The organism is Jutongia huaianensis (assembly GCF_014384985.1).
GTDB classification, from domain to species: domain Bacteria; phylum Bacillota; class Clostridia; order Lachnospirales; family Lachnospiraceae; genus Jutongia; species Jutongia huaianensis.
The window spans coordinates 82960-103232 of record NZ_JACRSX010000004.1 but is presented as its reverse complement, the minus strand read 5'-3'; the positions used below and the strand labels follow the sequence as shown (position 1 = coordinate 103232).

General features: G+C 44.7%; 19 protein-coding genes and 1 pseudogene. 15 read left to right on the top strand and 5 right to left on the bottom strand.

Going from position 1 to position 20273, the window contains the following annotated elements; all coding sequences use genetic code 11:
• Positions 1 to 60: 60 nt before the first annotated feature.
• Positions 61 to 2268 carry an RNA degradosome polyphosphate kinase gene (locus H8704_RS05295; RefSeq protein ID WP_249297594.1) on the bottom strand — a complete coding sequence of 736 codons (2208 nt, stop codon included), beginning with the start codon at positions 2266 to 2268 and terminating at the stop codon, positions 61 to 63.
• Complete coding sequence (locus H8704_RS05290) at positions 2265 to 3884, bottom strand: Ppx/GppA phosphatase family protein (protein ID WP_022465916.1); 1620 nt, start codon at positions 3882 to 3884, stop codon at positions 2265 to 2267. Before H8704_RS05290 ends, H8704_RS05295 begins: the two co-directional genes overlap by 4 nt.
• A 201-nt stretch (positions 3885 to 4085) precedes the next feature.
• On the opposite strand from H8704_RS05290, the gene queA reads away from it, so the two are divergent.
• Together queA and H8704_RS05280 are read left to right on the top strand one after the other, a co-directional pair.
• The gene (gene queA / locus H8704_RS05285; protein WP_118677819.1) at positions 4086 to 5111 is read left to right on the top strand and encodes a tRNA preQ1(34) S-adenosylmethionine ribosyltransferase-isomerase QueA; all 1026 of its coding nucleotides are present in this window, start codon (positions 4086 to 4088) and stop codon (positions 5109 to 5111) included.
• A 96-nt stretch (positions 5112 to 5207) separates the two neighbouring features.
• Positions 5208 to 6176, top strand: a complete 969-nt coding sequence (locus tag H8704_RS05280) for a diacylglycerol/lipid kinase family protein (RefSeq protein WP_249297593.1) — start codon at positions 5208 to 5210, stop codon at positions 6174 to 6176.
• A 120-nt stretch (positions 6177 to 6296) separates the two neighbouring features.
• On the opposite strand, the pseudogene H8704_RS05275 reads toward H8704_RS05280, so the two are convergent.
• Positions 6297 to 7070: pseudogene (locus H8704_RS05275) on the bottom strand (peptidoglycan-binding protein); the annotation flags it as partial.
• A gap of 28 nt (positions 7071 to 7098) precedes the next feature.
• Here H8704_RS05275 and H8704_RS05270 point away from each other — a divergent pair.
• The 6 genes from H8704_RS05270 to H8704_RS05245 all read left to right on the top strand — a co-directional run bounded on the left by H8704_RS05270 (position 7099) and on the right by H8704_RS05245 (position 12641).
• Positions 7099 to 8373 (top strand): hypothetical protein, encoded by a 1275-nt coding sequence (locus H8704_RS05270; protein ID WP_249297592.1) that lies wholly within the window; start codon positions 7099 to 7101, stop codon positions 8371 to 8373.
• 22 nt (positions 8374 to 8395) lie between these two features.
• Complete coding sequence (locus H8704_RS05265; RefSeq protein ID WP_249297591.1) at positions 8396 to 9067, top strand: DUF6320 domain-containing protein; 672 nt, start codon at positions 8396 to 8398, stop codon at positions 9065 to 9067.
• Positions 9068 to 9158: 91 nt separating this feature from the next.
• Positions 9159 to 10049, top strand: coding sequence for an alpha/beta hydrolase (locus tag H8704_RS05260; protein WP_249297590.1), 891 nt, complete (start codon positions 9159 to 9161; stop codon positions 10047 to 10049).
• Positions 10050 to 10313: 264 nt separating this feature from the next.
• Positions 10314 to 10484 carry a hypothetical protein gene (locus H8704_RS05255; RefSeq protein ID WP_022465923.1) on the top strand — a complete coding sequence of 57 codons (171 nt, stop codon included), beginning with the start codon at positions 10314 to 10316 and terminating at the stop codon, positions 10482 to 10484.
• A complete protein-coding gene (locus tag H8704_RS05250; protein ID WP_249297589.1) occupies positions 10481 to 11767 on the top strand; it encodes a recombinase family protein in 1287 nt (428 codons plus the stop codon). Before H8704_RS05255 ends, H8704_RS05250 begins: the two co-directional genes overlap by 4 nt.
• Positions 11727 to 12641, top strand: coding sequence for a recombinase family protein (locus H8704_RS05245; RefSeq protein WP_249297624.1), 915 nt, complete (start codon positions 11727 to 11729; stop codon positions 12639 to 12641). The genes H8704_RS05250 and H8704_RS05245 overlap by 41 nt, the downstream gene beginning before the upstream one ends.
• Here the strand turns inward: H8704_RS05245 and H8704_RS05240 are convergent.
• A complete protein-coding gene (locus H8704_RS05240) occupies positions 12606 to 13115 on the bottom strand; it encodes a carboxypeptidase-like regulatory domain-containing protein (RefSeq protein WP_249297588.1) in 510 nt (169 codons plus the stop codon). The two genes, H8704_RS05245 and H8704_RS05240, sit on opposite strands and share 36 nt — an antisense overlap.
• Before the next feature lie 261 nt (positions 13116 to 13376).
• Here H8704_RS05240 and H8704_RS05235 point away from each other — a divergent pair, with 261 nt between their 5' ends.
• Positions 13377 to 13811 carry a dUTP diphosphatase gene (locus H8704_RS05235; RefSeq protein ID WP_249297587.1) on the top strand — a complete coding sequence of 145 codons (435 nt, stop codon included), beginning with the start codon at positions 13377 to 13379 and terminating at the stop codon, positions 13809 to 13811.
• A 123-nt stretch (positions 13812 to 13934) separates the two neighbouring features.
• Here the strand turns inward: H8704_RS05235 and H8704_RS05230 are convergent, their stop codons facing one another.
• Entirely contained in the window at positions 13935 to 14246 is a 312-nt protein-coding gene (locus tag H8704_RS05230) for a hypothetical protein (protein ID WP_249297586.1), read from the bottom strand.
• A 648-nt stretch (positions 14247 to 14894) separates the two neighbouring features.
• Here H8704_RS05230 and H8704_RS05225 point away from each other — a divergent pair.
• The 6 genes from H8704_RS05225 to glmS all read left to right on the top strand — a co-directional run bounded on the left by H8704_RS05225 (position 14895) and on the right by glmS (position 20192).
• On the top strand, positions 14895 to 15728 hold the full coding sequence (locus H8704_RS05225) for a hypothetical protein (protein ID WP_249297585.1): 834 nt from the start codon (positions 14895 to 14897) through the stop codon (positions 15726 to 15728).
• Positions 15729 to 15960: 232 nt separating this feature from the next.
• Positions 15961 to 16689 (top strand): antiterminator LoaP, encoded by a 729-nt coding sequence (gene loaP, locus H8704_RS05220; protein WP_249297584.1) that lies wholly within the window; start codon positions 15961 to 15963, stop codon positions 16687 to 16689.
• A gap of 210 nt (positions 16690 to 16899) precedes the next feature.
• Positions 16900 to 17349 carry a PssD/Cps14F family polysaccharide biosynthesis glycosyltransferase gene (gene pssD / locus H8704_RS05215; protein ID WP_249297583.1) on the top strand — a complete coding sequence of 150 codons (450 nt, stop codon included), beginning with the start codon at positions 16900 to 16902 and terminating at the stop codon, positions 17347 to 17349.
• Between the two features lie 14 nt (positions 17350 to 17363).
• Entirely contained in the window at positions 17364 to 17612 is a 249-nt protein-coding gene (locus H8704_RS05210) for a BCCT family transporter (protein ID WP_283241948.1), read from the top strand.
• A gap of 132 nt (positions 17613 to 17744) precedes the next feature.
• The gene (locus tag H8704_RS05205; RefSeq protein WP_249297582.1) at positions 17745 to 18089 is read left to right on the top strand and encodes a hypothetical protein; all 345 of its coding nucleotides are present in this window, start codon (positions 17745 to 17747) and stop codon (positions 18087 to 18089) included.
• Between the two features lie 264 nt (positions 18090 to 18353).
• The gene (gene glmS / locus H8704_RS05200) at positions 18354 to 20192 is read left to right on the top strand and encodes a glutamine--fructose-6-phosphate transaminase (isomerizing) (protein ID WP_249297581.1); all 1839 of its coding nucleotides are present in this window, start codon (positions 18354 to 18356) and stop codon (positions 20190 to 20192) included.
• Positions 20193 to 20273 lie beyond the last annotated feature (81 nt).

Sequence of the window (20273 nt, the reverse complement as noted above, 5' to 3'; positions counted from 1 at the left end):
ATGGTTACACGATTGTGCAGCCATCCTTTTGAAGTTTTAGAATATTATATTGTACGGATTTTATTCTTCTGTATCGCCGGTCATTGGTTCAAAGGTACGGCGGGCTTTCTGTTCTTTCCTGCGCTGGTTTGCATTGCGGATTGCTTCCTGACGGAAATAATCCTGTGCACAGAGCTTCTTTTTGCCACGGAGATCCTGTTTCTTATAGCTGCCGTCCGGCTGTAAGATATGAGCCTTTAAGGTATCCTGCAGCTGGATATCCAGAATATGAATGACCTCCTGCTTCAATGTTTCATCTTCTACCGGGAAGAGGATCTCTACTCGTTTGTCAAGGTTTCTCGGCATCCAGTCGGCACTTCCCATATAGACCTCCTCATGACCGTTATTATGGAAATAGAAGATACGGCTGTGTTCCAGAAAATCACCGACGATAGAGCGGACATGGATGTTTTCGCTGACACCGGGAATGCCTGTTTTGAGACAGCAGATGCCGCGGACTACCAGCTCAATCTGAACTCCGGCAGCAGAAGCCTCATAAAGGGATGCAATGATCTTGGCATCACACAGGGAATTCATCTTTGCCTTGATGAATGCTTTTTTACCGGCTTTGGCAAAATCTGTTTCCCGGCGGATCATTTCCGTAAAGCGGTCACGCAGCCACAGAGGAGCTACGGCCAGTTTATTCCAGACAGCAGGCTCCGAGTAACCGGAAAGCATATTAAAGACAGCAGTGGCATCCTCGCCAATGGCTTTATTGCAGGTGAGAAGTCCCATATCTGTATAAAGCTTTGCTGTACTATCATTGTAGTTACCTGTGCCAAGATGGACATAACGGCGGATGCCGTCTTCCTCCCGGCGGACCACAAGGGTGATCTTGCTGTGGGTCTTTAAGCCTACCAGACCGTAAATAACGTGGCAGCCGGCCTGTTCCAGTTTTCTTGCCCAGATAATATTATTTTCCTCATCAAATCGTGCCTTCAGCTCCACGAGAACGGTAACCTGTTTGCCGTTCTCGGCAGCCGCTGCAAGAGAGGCAATGATCGGAGAGTGGCTGCTGACACGGTAAAGTGTCTGTTTGATCGCAAGGACATCAGGATCCTTGGCTGCTTCCCGTACGAAATTTACTACCGGATCAAAGGTCTCATATGGATGATGCAGAAGGACGTCATGATCCCGGATCTGTGCGAAAAGGTTGTCTTCGCTGTTCAGCCATTTTGGCTGTTGCGGTGTATATTTTGGAACCTTTAATTCATCATAGCCCTCCATGCCGGAAAGCTTCATCAGGAAGGTCAGATCCAGAGGACCGTTAATATGGAAAATATCATCCTCCTTGATGCGAAGCTCCTTTTTTAAGACCTTTAGAAGTTTTTTGTCGATACCGGCTTCGACCTGCAGACGGATCGCCTCACCCCACTGACGGCGCTTGATCTGCTTTTCAATCTCCATCAGCAGATCGGCGGCTTCGTCCTCCTCTATGGTAAGATCGGCATTTCTCATCACGCGGTATGGAAAGGCACAGAGTACCTCATAATTCATAAAAAGGCGGTGGATATTGCGCTCGATGATCTGTTCCAGCATGATATAGGTGCGGTCAAAGCCATCCTCGGAAGGAATTTCTACGACTCTTGGAAGACCGGACGGAACCTGGACTGTAGCGAAATCCGTATCGGAAGCACCATCCTTTTTGGTACCGTTGTGGGTGATATAAAGCTCACGGAAATGACCGTTTCCGGAAGCACCGGCAGCAGTAGTTTTCATTTTCAGTATGGCACCGATATTTAGGGAACGGTTCCGGATCAGAGGAAATGGGCGGGAGGAATCTACCGCCATTGGTGTAAGGACCGGATAAACCTCGGATTTAAAATAGTTATCTACAAATTTTGCCTGCTTCTGGCTCAGATCCTCATAATGAGAAAGGATCGCAATGCCTTCCTTTTTCAGTGCAGGGATCAGGCTGTTGTTGTAGGTACGGTACTGATCGTTCATAAATTCATGGGTGACCTTGCCGATCTCTTCAAGCTGTTTGGCTGGAGTCATACCGGCAATGTCTTTTTTATCGTACTCTGCGTGAACCATGTCCTTCAGGGAAGCTACACGCACCATGTAAAATTCATCCAGATTCGATGCAGTGATGCTTAAGAATTTCAAACGGTCCAGAAGAGGAATGGTTTTATCCTGGGCTTCTCCAAGAATACGATAGTCAAAGGAGAGCCAGCTTAATTCTCTATTATAGAAATATTCCGGTTTTAAATATGTTGATTTGCTCATGGTCTGCCTCCGTTCTTTCCTTTGGTGGATTCGATATGTTTTGGTGTCATGGTTTTCTTCTGCTTCAAGATCGGCTGTATACCAAAGACTTCTTCAAAAAAGTCGGAATGATTCTGAAAGATTCCATGCTCCAGAGTAATGTCATATAAGGTGCTGCCTGTGATAGTCAGCACCTGACTGCGCAGAGTGGTTGTGATCGCCGTAAACTTCTGCTTATGGCTGCGGTCCATGGCATCTGCCAGGCGCAGGATCGCATTGATCTTTGCAATGCGGACATATTCCTCTTTATCAAAGCTGTCCTGAAGCTGGCTGTATTCCGGAAAATAATCCCGGAGATAGCGGACAGCCGTGGCCACGATCATACGCTCTTTATGGGAGATACCGATAAGCTCGGTGGACATAATGATCTTGTAGGAATTTTCACCAACTTCTTTCAGATTGATGTAACTGCCACAGTTGTGAAGGATCACAGACAACTGCAGGAGCAGCCGGTCATGCTTTGTCATATTCTGCTGGCGTTTCACGGCATCAAAGATCTTCAGGGCCGCATTTTCGACGTAGTCGCAATGATTTTTGCTGCAGCCATAGCGATCCGCAATGCTGCGGGCTGTGTGGATGATATCATCCAGAAAGCTGTGGGCCGGAGAGATCTTTTCTTTGCGCTCGGCGAAGTCGGCGGCCATTCCCTCACAGAGAGTGATGCCGGAAAGCCACATCTGCTCAGCACCGGTCTCTTCGAAAATATTGTGATAGATCATGGCAGTGGGCAGAAGCAGGGAAGCCTGATCTACCGAGGTATTTAACTCCTTTGCCAGATCCTCCGGATGCTGGGAGGAGATGGCATCGTAGAATTCGTCGTATTCCTGCCGGCTTACGGAATCCTTTTTCTTTCCGCGGCTGTCGGTCGGCTGTAAGTGACCGAAATTGTGGACAGATAAGTATTTTACAAAGATTCTCAGCTGATTTCCGACGGCAATGATATTTTTGACCTTGTGATCCTTCAGATATTGCTCTGAAAAGGTATGCAGGTCATTGGAAATATATTCATATACCAGGTTCTGGTAATTGTCCGTATGCTTCTGCATATCCTGTAAAAACTCCTGGATACGGAGAGAGCCAAGCAGGATATTTTGGGTACAGATCAGGTTGTTTTTGTCAAACAGGGAGAGCTGCATACTGCCGCCGCCCACATCTACCAGAAGAGTCCCCTTCTGGATCAGCCGGTGAAAGGAATTTTCTTTCAGGGCGATGGACTTATAGCACAGATAACGCTGCTCGGAGTTACTTAAGATCTTGATACGGAAGCCTGTGCGCTGGCGGACCTGGTCCAGCACGATCAGATTATTGTCTGCTTCCCGGAGAGCACTGGTGCTGGCGATCATATAATCAGAAATGCCGTATTCTTTCATTTTATCTTTAAAGCCGTTTAATATAGTACAGAGCTTATCAATGGAATGATAGCTGATATGTTTAGTTGAGTATGTTTCATATCCAAGGCGGGCCGTATGATGTACATAGTCAAGCTCACGGATCCCGAACTTTTTGGATACCTCATAGATACGCAGCGATGTTTCGTGGGAACCCACATCGATGGCTGCAAATGTTGTGATAGCCATATCTGAAATCCTCCTTATGGAATTTTCGTCATTATCATTATTGTACGTTATTTTTGACAAAATAACTAGCATTTTTGGAAGATAATTCGACATTTTACCGTGCCTTTAAGAGAATTTACCTAATGTTTACAAAAGGCTGGATTTTTTGCGGGAGAAATAGTATTATTTATAGATATACGATGTTGGAAAGGAAGTACGGATATGAAGACCGCAGATTTTGATTATGAGCTGCCGCAGGAGCTGATCGCACAGGATCCGCTGGAGCAGAGAGACTCTTCGCGACTGCTTATTTTAGATAAAAAAACAGGAGAACGCACGCACAGGATCTTTCATGACATTATTGATTATCTTCATGAGGGAGACTGTCTGGTTATCAATAATACAAAGGTAATCCCGGCACGTCTGATCGGAGAGAGGGAAGGAACAGGTGGAAAGGTAGAGGTACTTCTGCTTAAGCGAAAGACAGATAATGTCTGGGAGACATTGGTTAAGCCGGGCAAAAAGGCAAGACCGGGAATGCGTCTTTCCTTTGGCGGGGGACTTTTGCATGCCGAGGTACAGGAGGTTGTGGACGAGGGCAATCGTCTGATCCGCTTTGAATATGAGGGAATCTTTGAGGAGATTCTTGATCAGCTGGGACAGATGCCTCTGCCACCGTATATCACCCATCAGCTCAAGGACAAGAACCGTTATCAGACGGTTTATGCCAAGTATGAGGGGTCTGCGGCAGCACCGACGGCGGGACTTCATTTTACGGAGGAGCTATTGCAGCAGATTCAGGAGAAGGGCGTTAAAATTGCCCGTGTGACGCTTCATGTCGGATTGGGAACATTCCGCCCGGTCAAGGTGGATGATGTGACACAGCACCATATGCATACGGAGTTTTATCATGTCTCTCAGGAAGCGGCAGATATTATTAATGAAACGAAGAAGCAGGGAGGCAGAGTGATCTGTGTGGGTACCACCAGCTGTCGTACCATTGAGTCCGCTGCAGACGGGCAGGGCGTGGTACAAGCGACAGAAGGGGATACGGATATCTTTATTTATCCTGGATATCAGTTCAAGGTGTTAGACTGCCTGATCACTAATTTTCATCTGCCGGAGTCCACACTTCTGATGCTGGTTTCCGCGTTAGCGGGGAAGGAAAATATTATGGCAGCATACAAGGAAGCAGTTGAGATGAAATACCGGTTTTTCTCTTTTGGGGATGCGATGTTTATTCAGTGATGTTATGAATATCACAGCAGTCTTCCCAAAAGCAGAAAATTTCCGGAACAGAAACAGGGACAAAGCTGGAAATTGCAGAAAGGATACGGTAAATATATGGAAAAACATTACGATGGAGAGCAGAAAAAGCTGAGAAAAACATTATTATTTATCTATAATCCCATGGCGGGGAAGGAGCAGATCAAGAATAAACTGGCTGACATTATTCAGGTGTTCTGCGAAGCTGATTTTATTGTGACGCTGATGGCAACCAATCGTCAGAATGATGCCAAAAACGCAGTGATCGAGTACGGCTCCCGGTATGATTATGTGGTATGCTCCGGTGGAGACGGCACGATGAATGAAGTGGCAAATGGTATGATGCGGCTCCATGAAAAGCCGATCTGTGGATACATTCCGGCAGGTACGGTCAATGATTTTGCTTCCAGTCTGCGGATTCCAAAGGTTATGCGTCATGCGGCAGAGCTTGTGACACAGGGAAAGGTATTCCGGTGTGATCTGGGATCTTTCAATGATAAATTTTTCACTTATGTTGCCGGATTTGGTGCCTTTACCGAGGTATCCTACACGACACCGCAGGAGTGGAAAAACATGCTTGGCAAGACGGCTTATTTTATTGAAGGGCTGAAGCATCTGGCAGAGATCAAGCCTCATCATATGCGTATCACCTATGATGAGGGTGTCGTAGAGGATGATTTTGTGCTGGGACTTGTGAGCAATTCTGTTTCGGTGGCCGGTTATAAAGCTTATAAAAAAGAAGATATCAAGATGGATGACGGACTTTTTGAGGTGCTGTTTATCCGGGATCTGAAAAATGCGCTGGAGCTGCAGGAGGTATTAAATGCTCTTCTGACAAAGCATCTGGATGCAACCAAAATGTTCCGCTGCAGCAGCAGACATCTTCATATCGTCTGTGATGATGAGGTGCAGTGGACCCTTGATGGTGAGGATGGCGGCAGCTGGGATGAAGTAGATCTGTTTAACCACCAGCAGGTATTGCCGATCATTTGTGGAGATGAAGCGCTGGAGGATATTTCATCCCAAATGGTTGGGGAACCGGAATAAAAGAGATTATTGATTGGAAAGCCTCAGAAAACAAATAGCAATGGAGATCGTTGTTTTTCTGAGGCTTATTGTTTGATCGGATGAGATAAGGCATTACCAAAACAGACTTGCGAAATATGGCTAAGAGAGCTCGGCGATCCGGGATACTCCCACATAAATATCACTGATCCTGTACCAGGTCGGATAGTCCACAACGCCGGTCTGTGGCAGGTTAAATACTTTTTGGAAGGTACGGACCGCCTCTGCGGTATTTTCGCCGTAAATACCATCTGCGGCTACCTTCGGGATCAATGGGTATCCTTTGGAAATTGTATTGAGCTGATTTTGGAGCTGGCGCACTTTCTCTCCGGTGGAACCAATCGTCAGGTCATAGCCGGGCCAGGAGGCCGGAATACCGGAAATTTCCTCAGAAGAATTGATATAAACGGAATCCCCGTAGAACCGGCGGAGGATCTCAATGGCGGAATAGCCCTGATCGCCCAGTGTTTTGGACTCCCACTGGCGCATCCAGCGTGGGCAGGACACCCGTTTTCCGTCACAGTATTGTGTGAAAAGAGGTTGCGTAATATTCGGTCTGGATATATAATTGGAAAATATCGTATCTACTGCCTGAGAGATACTTTCAAAAATATTACGGCCGGGCATATATTTCTGGTCGTATGCAGTAGAACTGGTAATAGTAAAGTCATAACCGCGGTTGCGATACCATTCGGTGTAAACCCGGTTTAAGGTGATGGACTGGATTGCCAGGATATTTGCAAGCAAAGTTGCTTCCGGCCAGGTGGCATATATTTCACTGGAAGCGACATTTTTGATGTAATCCTTGTATTTGACATAATAGTTTTGTGCTCCGGAATCGCTGGGCGGTCCGTCATGTACGATTACATATTCGGGGGCTGGAGTGTGAAAGAAAGGAATTCATATGAGAGAACAATCTTCCCGCAGGGAGTTAAAATGGTCTAGACTGGATAATACGGCTAATCTGTTTCCGGTAATCGCTACGGAACGGATGACCAATGTGTATCGGTTGTCTCTGACCTTAGATGAAGAAATTGATCCGGAACTGTTACAGCAGGCACTGGACAAGATCCTGCCGTTATTTGATTCTATGAATGTCCGTCTTCGGACAGGAGCATTCTGGTATTATTTTGAGACAAACCGGAAACCGGCGCCGAGAGTGGAACGGGAAAGCGAATACCCATGCCGCAAGATGGAGCCTCAGCTCAATAATCAGTATTTATTCCGGGTAAGTTACTACAAAAAACGAATCAATCTGGAAGTGTTTCATGTGCTTGCCGATGGAATGGGAGGAGTCACTTTCTTAAAGGAGCTGGCTTGCCAGTATCTGCGTCTGGCACATCCGGAGATCTGTGATGAGATGGGAGATCATTTGTCAGAGCTGACTTCATTAAACACGGAAGACAGCTATTTAAAGAATTTTCGAAAGGGGCAGCCCAAGGGGTACAAATCAGAGCCGGCATTTCATATGAAGGGAGAGAAGCTCAGGGATGGTGCCTTTGGTGTGATTCAGGGATACCTGCCCCTTGCGCAGGTCAAGGAGGCAGCACATCGCAGGAATGTCAGCATCAATGAATATCTGGCGGGAGTTTATGCCTATAGCATATACCGGGAATATCTTCATGGAGCGGTATCGGACAAGCCGGTGGTTCTCTGTGTGCCGGTGAATCTGCGTCCTTATTTTGAATCTATTACCACAAGGAATTTTTTTGCCATGGTCAGTGCAGTCCTGCGGCCGGATCAGGAGGACTATACCAGAGATGAGGTAGAGAAGATCATTGTGGAGGCTTTGCGGCAACAGATCAATAAGGAGCATCTGGAAAAATTATTTTCCTATAATGTGTCCAATCAGAAAAATCTGATGCTCCGGGCGGTTCCGCTGGTACTCAAAAAGCTTGTGATGCAGTGGGTTTATCAGGTCAGTGCCAGGGCTACGACCACCACTATGACCAATCTGGGAGTGATGAAGGCAGATAAGGCATACGAACCATATATCAAACGGTTTGCGGCGATCCTTTCCGTGTCTCAGGGGCAAAATACCAAGATGACAGTATGTTCATACGGAGATGAAATGGTGGTTGCATTCTGTACGATCTTAAGAGATGTGTCGGTACAGAAGCGATTCTTCCGGATATTGGCGGAGGATGGCATTAAGGCTGCTGTGGAGAGCAACTTATAAATCAGGAAGGGAGCGTTAGGGCGTGAAATATTGTAAAAGATGTGGTGTCGAGGTCGTGGGAGAACGTGAAGTGTGTCCTTTATGCAGCAGCGTTCTTCATGTGGATGAAAAGCCGGCCAGACAGGAGGATTCTTTTCCTAATATTGCGGCCAAAAGAAAGGTGCGCAGGAAGGTATTCTGGATCTGTGTTTATATTTGCGTGCTGATCGAGGCACTGCTTTTGGGATTGAACAGGATATTTTCGCCGGAGGTACGCTGGTCATTGATCTCGGGTGCGGCAGAAGCATATGTACTCCTTAGTCTGTGGCAGATGCTCAGCCGCAGAAAGGGACATATCACCAAGCTGTATTTTCAGGCGGCGGCTGTGTTTTTATTGCTGCTGGGGATTGATTATTCCTTGGGATTTCATGGATGGTCAGTAAAATATGGATTTCCATGTGTCCTTTTAGGATTTGCAGCGATCATATTGCTTTGTATGATCATCAATTTTGCAAACTGGCAGAATTATCTGACGATGCAGGTGTTTATGGGGATATTTAGTCTGGCATTTCTGATCTACTCTTTTAGGGGGAAAAACGGAAATCTGATCCTGGCCTGTGTTGTCTTTGGAATCTATCTTACTTTATGGGTCATGACCATGATCATTGGAGGAAGAAAGGCTGAGAATGAGATACGAAGGAAATTTCATTTATAATCTGAACGCAACAGAACAGGAAATTACAATAACCGGCTATGTTGACGAGTATATTACAGAGGAGTAGGACTTTACGGAAAGGAGACTGCATATGAGCGTGAAAGGCAGGATCGTGACGGATATGATCCGTTTTTTTACCGCCCAGAAGATGCTGGGACCAAAGATTCAGGATGGAACCCTGCGTAAAAATCTGGTGGAGGCACCATGGCACTGCCCGGAGGAATATATCAATCTGCCTATTCATATGAGACAGTTTGAAATGGAGCTCCTGACACCAAAGGAAGAGGATTGTGGCGAGGTGATCCTGCAGCTTCACGGGGGTGGATATATCGCAAAGATCCGTAATGCTTATCGGGATTTTGCTGTCCGCTACAGCCGGATCAAGGGGTATCGAGTACTTTCCGTGGATTACCGCGTGGCACCGGAACATCCTTATCCTGCAGCATTTCAGGATGCACTGGAGGCTTATCGCTGGCTGTTATATTCCGGATTTACCGGAGACCGGATCATATTGGCGGGGGATTCTGCCGGAGGGGGTCTGGTGCTGGCACTGGCAATGTATCTCAGAGATCAGGGAATGCCATTGCCGCAGAAGCTGATTATGATGTCACCATGGACGGATCTGACGGCATCCGGCCCATCTTATCAGGAAAATTATGAGAAGGATCCTCTGTTTGGCAATACAAGAGAGAGTATGATCTATAATGGAGAATATGTGGGGAAAGAAAACCCGAAGCTGCCATATATATCGCCGCTTTTTGGAGATTTTACCGGATTGCCGCCGATGCTGTTTCAGGTGGGGAGTCTGGAAATGTTGCTCAGTGATTCTGTGGTGGCGGCGGAAAAAGCAAAGAAAGCAGGCTGTGATGTAACCTTAACTGTTTATCCGGAAATGTTTCATGTATTTCAGCTCAGTATGGATAAGCTGGCAGAGTCAAGAGAAGCCTGGGAGGAGATACGGAGGTTTCTGAGGAAAGAGTGATGCGGGCTTTAAAAATAATGGATGTATTTTGCTGCTTCGTGTGGAAAATTTGAGTTATTGAATATTAGAAATATTATTATGGGTGTGTCCTGAATTTTGGACATGCCCTTTTATTTATACAGCCGGAAGAGGAAGTTTAGAGATATTTTGGGGATTAACATCATATATTAAGACAAGATCACACAGAGAGTCTTATAGGATTCATATGGGGAGTTTTATCGAAACTCCGCTATGTGAAAAGATGATATGAGGGAAGGAATTGGGATGGAGGAGTATATCTATAAAGGAAATTATGAAGGGTATGATGTGTACATTTCTTATGCAAAGGAGGGGCCAACGACAGAAGAGGCATATGCTCTCTACCGGGAAGCATGCCGCAGTGCGCGGTACCGCAGTCTTGTGGAAATGGCAGAGAGTGAGGAGAAACAGGAATGATACGCTGTGTTTTTTATCTGCGTCTGTCCAGAGAAGACGGAAACGGAGAAAGCAACAGTATACAGAACCAGAGAATGCTTCTGCAGCGGTATTTGGAGGACCGGGAGGACATGACCTATGTGGGGGAATGGGTGGATGACGGCTGGAGTGGCAGTAACTATGAACGGCCGGCATTTCGGGAGATGATGCAGGCGGCAGCAACGGGAAATTTTGACTGCATTCTTTGTAAGGATCTGTCCCGTCTTGGCAGGGAGTATATTCAGACCGGATATTTTTTGCGGGAGATCTTTCCTCAGATGGGGCTGCGTTTTATCGCCGTTGCGGATCACTATGACAGTGCATCCAGTGATTTTATGGAGGATTCCCTGCTTCTCCCTGTGATGAATCTTATGAATGATGCGTATTGCCGCGATATATCCAATAAGGTCCGGTGGCAGCAGAGGACAAAACGCGCCACAGGGGAATATATCGGGGCTTTCGCCTGCTATGGATACAAAAAAAGTGACAGAGATATTCACCGGCTGGAGCCGGATGAACCGGCGGCGGAGATTGTAAAGATGATCTATTGGCTGCGGCTTAGCGGTATGTCGGCAGAAAATATTACAGGTGTACTAAATAATGGACAGATCAAAAGTCCGTATCAATACAAACAGGCCAGTGGCAGCAGATATCGGAGTGGGTTTGCAGAGAAAGAAGGATTATGGACGCCCCAGACGGTGCGCCGGATCCTGTCCAATGAAATGTATACGGGTGTAATGATCCAGGGGAAGAACCGCAAGATCAGCTATAAGCTGGATAAACGGATTCCGTTACCGGAGGAGCAGTGGGAGAAGGTAGAAAACATTCTGCCTGTTATTATTCCAAAATGGGTCTATGACGTAGTGGAATCTCTGCGTGTGTGCAGGAGCCGCTGCAGGAAAGGACATGTGTTTTGTGATGAACTGGCAGGATATGGGTTGAGTAGAAGGCAGCAGAGCATATGCGCGGAAATAGTGGAAATGGTGCTTCAAAATGAGGTTGCTGAATGGGAGGAACGGATAAGGGGAAAGAAGTATGACAATCTGGAAAAAGAGAGGACTGTTTTAGAAATAAATGGGGGAGATAACGGCACAAAATCAGCCACTGCCGTATGGCAGAGGCGTCTGTTAAATGTGCTGCTGGTGAAGGAAATCCGGCTGGAGAGGAAGGCAATCTATATTATATACCGGAGCAGAAAGACAGGGGGAGAGTCCAGTGGAGATCATGACAGGTATTTATGCCAGACTGTCGGTGGAGCATGGTAATGAAAAGGATCAGAGTATAGAGCAACAGATCCATTTGGCTGAGCAATGGATCCGTCAGAGGAATACATCTTCGGGGAGAAAAGAAGATCATCCTATGGGATGCGAAGAAAATACATATAGGATATATGATATTTATGCGGATATGGGGTATAGTGGAACGAAATTTGAACGTCCGGGGTTTCAACGGATGCTTGCAGATGCGCAGAACGGCAGAATTCAGTGTATTCTCTGCAAGGATGCGTCACGGGTTGGCAGGGATTATCTGAAAACGGGAGAATTTCTCGAAAAAATATTTCCCATGCTGGGAGTAAGAGTGATCTGTATCAGCGATCAATATGGAGATGTCCAAAATGAATGGAAATATGAAATGCCGGGCAGCCTTGCGGGAAATCTGAGAAACCTGATGAATGAGTGGTATGCCAGGGATATTGGACGGAGAGTGCGTCTGGTAAAACAGCATCAAAAAGCACAGGGAGAATATCTGGGAAGTGTACCTCCTTATGGGTGGAGGATAGACAGGCGGGACGGAAAGAGAAAATTAGTTCCGGATGATCAGCTCGAAGATATTCTTTCTCTGATGGTCTCTCTCCGGCAAAAAGAAATGTCATATGGGCAGATTGCGGATATTATAAATCAAAAAGGAATACAGACGCCACAGGAATATAGGAAAAGCGGAATGGTGTACCGCAAAGACTTTTCGGAACAACAGGATGAAAATTCCCGGCGACGGGAAGAAAAATCGGTCAGCGAGAAGGCTGTTCCGGAAAACGGGGAGTGGTTGCAGGGAGAAGCACAATCTACGTCAAAGTGGGACGCTTCCGGGGTACGTCGCATCATTTTATCGCACACCAGAGGGGATTACCACACGGCTTAATACAATTTCTCCGGTTTCACTGACGTCCTTTACTTCACTTTCCGGAATCTTTGGGGGATAATCTCCATAAAGGGTATGAGGGGGAATGACAAAAAGCTCGCTGTTATCATTTTGTGTTTCAAATTGCGGAATCAGCGAAATATTCTGCAACGAAATCTGTCCCGAAAGGATCTCAGCACCGGAAATAACAGTAGGTTCGAAGCCGGGGGCGGTAATTCTCAGGTTAAATACAGAGTATGGCTGGGCAGACACAGGCTTCAGACTGTACTCCAAAGGAGGTGCCGGCAGATCAATCGTATCCGTCTGGCCGTTTGAATCCGTGGTCAGCTCCTCCAGAACTTGTTCCGGCTCATTGCTGTCCATGATCTGTACCGTTGCATTTGAAACGGCACGGGAACTGATCATAGAGCTGACATTTACAAGCAACTGCCCGGTATCCGGACGATCCTGCTGCGTGGCATATAATTGAGACATAAAGCTCCTCCATTATAAAAAGTCATTACATACTATTCTATGCCGGAAGAACGCAAAGGTGCGTAATAGACTGCCTGCAATGGCAGGCTTATGGAAAAAATCGGCAAATCAGGGAAATTGCATCGGCCAATCGTATTGCCATATGTCTTCAAAATCAGTATAATAAATTTGGACTTTTCACAGGGAATGATACAGGAGTCTGATATTTGGTGTGGGAAGTTTCAGTCATAAAATTAACAATCAGAGAGGATAATTAAAATTATGGAAACCATTAAAATCAAATATTTCACAGATCAGATTGATAAATTAGAATATATTGACGGTAAATCTGACTGGATCGATCTGCGTGCATCAGAGGATGTCACATTAAAGGCAGGAGACTTTGCACTGATCCCTCTGGGGGTGGCAATGGAGCTTCCAGCAGGATATGAGGCGCACATTGTTCCGCGAAGCAGCACATATAAAAATTTCGGTGTGATCCAGGCAAATCATTGTGGCATCGTGGACGGTTCTTATTGTGGTGATAATGATATGTGGAGAATGCCGGTGATTGCCATGAGGGATACCGAGATTCATGTGAATGACAGAATCTGTCAGTTCCGCATTATGAAAAATCAGCCTCAGATCCAGTTCAATGAGGTAGAAAAGCTGATGGGGAAAGACAGAGGAGGCTTTGGAAGTACCGGAAAGCAGTAAAGGGTACAAGAAAAACGGGAAGAGAATAAATAAAAGGAAAGGGCATATTAGCAGATAGGAGTATTCGCTGGTATGTCTTTTTTGGTATTAGAAATTATCGGGATTTTTATTTTTGGAGATAAGTCATTGCGCTTGTCTCTGATATCTGATAAATCTCGCAGAGCTTTGCAGCATAGTGATGGTATTATGGATAGCCTGTGCGATGCAGTAATCTACTGCCTCTGATATGGCAATTCGCAGCCGGTCCATATATGGCGGTGGATTGTTGATTGTTTTGGCGGTAAGTATGTCGATACATTCCCGAACCTTCGTGACAAACGCCATATACTGTTTCAGCGTGGTACAACTTTCCAGCAGTGCCGCATTGTGACTGGGATTGATATTCAGTACCCGGACCGCTAACTCCAGCTCTGGAGGAAAAAATGCAGGATACATCGTTATGCATGCCCATGTAGATCGCGTTCTCCAAAGTGGTGATGACAAGATCATCCGGATTGTCATAATGGGTTCCGTTGAGGGCGTTATATAAAGATAACAGCGCTGCCTTGTCCGAGAACAGCAGGTGAAACAGCCGGTCCTTATACAGCCAGTTCGCCGGAGGCGTTAAGGAGGGCTGCTGCAAGGTATGCTTCATTGCCTGTGTCCGTTTTTGCTGGATTTCTGGATTTTCTTATTTTTTCTTTTCATAGATTTTACTCCTTTCGAACAGTGGGTGTCAATGACAAAAGATACTGAATTTGTCTGAAATAGATTTGAATTGAGAATTTATAGATCTCGAACTACTGACAGATAAGAAATATCTGAAATTGAAAGTGATTATAGCACGCAGAGCCGGAGAAAACTATTGTAGAAATCAACAAAAAATGAACAAAAAAGTGACAAAAGTGACCAAGGAAAAATAATATGGGAAGAACATTTCCCGTCAAATAATAGAAAAAAGAAACACAAATTTGGGAGAATATTACAAGGAAAAGTAGTATGTAGGGTTTCATCTTTGCATCATATACCTAAAATGATATAATGACTTGTAAAAAGTATTATAAAACAATATACTGACGTAAGTCGCAGGAATGGAGGAAAATAATGGAAGTTAATGAAATAAGGGCCAATCTAAAAGATCGTATATTAGATTATTATGTGATGAATAAAATAAAATGGAAATTTAGTGATACAATTGATTTTCATTTGCTGATGGTGGATTATTTTGAAGTTTTGAGAAAGCATATTATTCCGGGGAAAAGAAGGGTATCCATTGCTCCGGAGTTGCTGCGGAAAATGAATACCGCGGAATATGCCGGATGGAAAACGAGGCTTTATGAAATAAAAGGGAAATTTGAAAGTGGGGAGGATATGAACGGTTTTTTGAGTAAAAAAGCCGATGAAAATGGCTTTAAAGATAGATTACTGACATGCTGGAAAATACATCATATTCATTTTTATCCGGAAAAAAAGAAGGGAGACATGCTGCTTTTTGCTGTGGTTACAGAAGACCATGTGTATATGGTTGATGTACTTCCGCATAACAAAAAACATGTGTTCTCGACATTTCAATTATTACATATAATACATAATAACTGGAAAGAGATATTTGAACCGTATCGTATGAGAGGAATTACCGGAGTGGAAGAGGTGATTTCGAAAGACGAAGATGTCGAGAAATTCCGAAAAAGCGGAATCAGCACAGTGGTACAATTGGGGAAGGATGTGTATGCATTGGACATGATGGCGTCGGATGGGCACAATGCCATGGATGTTATGTACGCTAATCAGATATGCAATTCTCTGGCATTGAATGAAATGAAGGGGATTTTTAAGCCGTATCAGTTAAAAGATCTGTCTTTAACGTATAAAGTCCGACCAAGCTTTGTGATGACGTATTATGATGCAGAGGGAGAATTGAGCGTCTGGGGAATATAAGATCTGATAGGAAAATATTGGCAAATTATAAAAAAGATTTATAACATCATAAAAATCAAGACAGTTTCGTGACAGAAACTGTCTTTTTCTTGTGCATTTTGCGCAATTTTGCACCATCAGGCAGAAAAGTGTTGCAAATTCAAATTAAGTGTGTTATCGTTTTAGTGTTTAAGAAATGTTCACATAATTGATATTATGTTGTATGTAAAATAGGGAGGAAGGAGACCGGATTATGTGGTATGTCATTCATACAATGTCCGGAACCGAGCAGAAATGCGTGCAGCAATGCAGTCAATATATTGATCCTGCGGACTATGTTGAGATGTTCGTGCCTCAGTATATATCAAAGAAGCATTTCAAGCAGGAGTGGCATGATGTAGCAAGGACACTATTTCCAGGTTACATATTTGTAGATACCGATCGTATCGAACCGATTCTGGAAGGGGTGAAGAAAGTACATCAATACACCAAAGTCCTGCGTGATGCCGATGCTATCTCTCCGATTACGGAGGAGGAGCAGAAGTTTTTATCGGATATGATGGATGACCAGCATATCGTACAATATTCCGAAGGATTTCTTATTGGTGAAAAGGTCTGTATCACCTCCGGCCCCCTGAAGCATTATCAAGGCTGTATCAAAACGGTGGACAGGCATCGACGGATCGCCAAGCTGGAAATACCGGTCTTTGGCGGGATGACCCCGGTGGAAGTGGGGTTTGGCGCCGTTCACAGAGTCAGTCAGGAAGAATTTCACCAGATGAAACAGCAGAATATCAAGAAGTATCAGACATCCACAGGTCTGGAAAATGGTCAGGTCAAGGTACTGGAAGGTGCCTTTGCAGGAATGACAGGAAACCTGCTGGCGGCAGATCCTGAGCGGGATGAATGGACAATTGAGTTAGAACTCTTTGGCGTGGCAACGAAAGTGACGTGTTCACGGGAAGAGATTGAGGTAACTTGATGGATTAAGATGATGTAAGTGGCGGAATTTATTCGGATACTTACATTATTTATATGGAAGAAGTCGTATCGATGGAGTGACGAGTGTCGCGCTTCGGCGTAGGACGGAGGATAAAGAGCGTGAGCGAAGTCGTAATTGCGGACTGCCGGAGGGTGGTTGGTGAGTGGCGGAGCACGCTCTTTTTACTAATTATGAAGGAGTTTAGTAAACATGAAAGTATGTTTGGTTGGTTCGTCAGGAGGACATCTGACACATTTATATATGTTAAAGCCGTTTTGGAAAGACAAAGATCATTTTTGGGTTACTTTTGATAAGGAAGATGCAAGGAGTCTGCTTCAGGAGGAAAAAATGTATCCATGTTATTATCCAACCAACAGAAGTTTGAAGGCGCTTATTAAAAATATTAAGATTACATGGAATGTGTTGCATAAAGAAAAACCGGATTTGATTATTTCTTGTGGTGCGGCGGTTGCAGTTCCGTTCTTTTACATCGGTAAGCTGATGGGCACAAAACTGATATATATTGAGGTCTTTGATCGGATTGACAAACCGACAATAACAGGAAAGTTGGTTTATCCCATTGTGGACAAGTTTGTTGTACTGTGGGAAGAACAGAAAAAAGTTTATCCCAAGGCAGTTAATCTTGGTAGCATATTCTAAGTAGGGGTGAGGAAATGATTTTTGTAACGGTAGGAACACATGAACAACCGTTTAATCTGTTGATTCAAAAGGTAGATAATTTAATGTCATTATTATGGTGTTTGTTATTAATTGTACTTCCTATTGCTCTTGTATTTTCTGAAAGTTCGATGAGTAATATACAGTCTATAAGCATTATTTTTGCATTTCCAATTGGATTAATAATGATAGTAATGATATGGAGCCTATTTAAGGATATGAAAAAATATATAAAAGAAAAATAATAAGTATTAATAATTGTGAAAATAATGGAATAGTATAGTAAAATTTCATTTTAGAAGTACCTGTGTGATCAGGGACCGTTGTTGACATTTGGAGACGAGACCATTAAAATTATTCTAAATACAAAAGGAACGATGGACGACGTGAGTCTGGAAATGAAACGGTTGTTGGAATATATAGATGGTCAGACTGCAAGTGATGAGTTTACGAGAGAGCTGGATGATGCGGTGCAGTCTGCCCGCCGAAATGAGAAATGGAGGCTCGAGTATATGACATTGCAGCAGGAGTATCGCGAGAAATACAATGAAGGTTTAGAAGTCGGAAAAGCCGAAGGCAAAATTGAGGGTAGGATGGAGGGAAAATTAGAAGGAAAAATAGAAATTCTCTATTGTGAATTCAAACTGACAATCTCCGAAATTGCTCAGAAGCTGGAATTATCTGAGGAATATGTGCAGGGAGTTGTGAAACATTTGACATGATAAAGGAGAAGTAAAAAGTAGTGTGGATGTCAGTTGTAACATATGTATTATAATCCTGCAAAGAAGACTGCGGGAAATTGTGAAGTCCCCTTGCTATTTTAGCGTGACAATGATAGAATTACTCCATATATGGATTGATTATTCAATATATCCGTAAATATCGGAATAACCAATCGGTATATTTACAGGTAATAGATCATTATTTACATTTCTATCATACGATACAGTATGATAAGTTTAGTATGGATTAAAGGAGATTAAAATATGTGTGGTATTGTAGGTTATATCGGGAGTAAACAGGCAGCCCCAATCCTTTTGGATGGTCTGTCAAAGCTCGAGTACAGAGGCTATGATTCTGCCGGGATCGCAGTACGTGACGGAGCAGACAAGGTAAAGATCGTGAAGGCGAAGGGACGTCTCAAAGGTTTGATCGAGAAGACAGATGATGGTCATGCGGTACCGGGTACCTGTGGTATTGGTCATACCAGATGGGCAACCCATGGGGAACCGTCAGAGACCAATGCGCATCCTCATGTCAGTGACGATGGTAATGTGGTTGGGGTACACAATGGTATTATTGAGAATTACCAGGAGTTAAAGGTAAAGCTTCTGAAAAAGGGATATGAGTTTTATTCTTCTACCGATACGGAAGTTGCTGTAAAGCTCGTAGATTATTATTATAAGAAGTATGAGCATACGCCGGTAGATGCCATTAATCACGCCATGGTTCGTATCCGCGGATCATATGCTCTGGCAATGATGTTTGCAGAGTATCCGGATGAGATTTATGTGGCTCGTAAGGATAGTCCGATGATCATCGGTGTGTCCGACGGAAACTGTTATGTTGCTTCCGATGTACCGGCTATTTTGAAATATACGAGAAATGTATACTATATCGGCAATATGGAGATTGGCCGTCTGGCAGATGGCAAGGCAGCCTTCTACAATCTGGATGGAGATGAGATTGAGAAGGAGCTGGTGGAGATTAAGTGGGATGCGGAAGCCGCAGAAAAGGGAGGTTTTGAGCATTTCATGATGAAAGAGATTCATGAGCAGCCAAAGGCAATCCTGGATACGATGAATTCCAAGATCAAGGATGGCAGGATTGATCTGTCGGATGTAGGTCTTTCGGAGGAGGACATTAAGGGAATCGACCAGATCTATATTGTTGCCTGTGGCTCCGCTTATCATACCGGTGTTGTGACGCAGTATGTTATGGAGGATCTGGCGCGTGTGCCGGTCCGTGTGGAGCTGGCTTCGGAGTTCCGTTACCGCAATCCGATCCTGAATAAGGACGATCTGGTGATCGTGGTGAGTCAGTCCGGTGAGACGGCAGACACTTTGGCGGGTCTTCGTCTGGCAAAGGAGCAGGGAGTAAAGACCATGGGTATTGTGAATGTGGTTGGTTCTTCCATTGCAAGAGAAGCGGATAATGTATTTTATACGATGGCAGGTCCGGAGATCTCAGTGGCAACTACGAAGGCGTACAGCGCACAGCTGATCGCAGGTTATCTGTTGTCTGTGGAGTTCGCGAGAGTGCGCGGGACGATCACGGAGGAGCAGTATCAGGGATATATTACGGAAATGAAGACCCTTCCGGAGAAGATTGACAAGATCATTGAGGATAAGGAACGCATCCAGTGGTTTGCGTCCAAGCAGGCCAATGCCCGTGATATTTTCTTTGTAGGACGTGGCATTGATTATGCAATCTGTATGGAGGGAAGTCTGAAGCTTAAGGAGATCAGTTACATTCATTCTGAGGCGTATGCGGCAGGGGAGTTGAAGCATGGTACGATCAGTCTGATCGAAGATGGTATACTGGTGATCGGTTCTCTGACACAGGATTCCCTGTATGAGAAGACCATCAGCAATATGGTTGAGTGCAAGAGCCGTGGAGCTTCTCTGATGGGGCTGACTAATTTTGGAAATTATTCGATTGAGGATACGGCTGACTTTGTGGTATACGTACCAAAGACAGATCCTCATTTTGCAGCAAGTCTGGCAGTGATCCCACTGCAGCTTCTGGGATATTATGTATCTGTGGCCAGAGGACTTGATGTGGATAAGCCGAGAAACCTGGCAAAGAGTGTAACGGTTGAGTAGTCTTTGAACTATGTTTGATGAAATGATGATAATGAATTGACATAATAGAAGCCTGGAGACTGGTTTGTGACCGGATCCAGG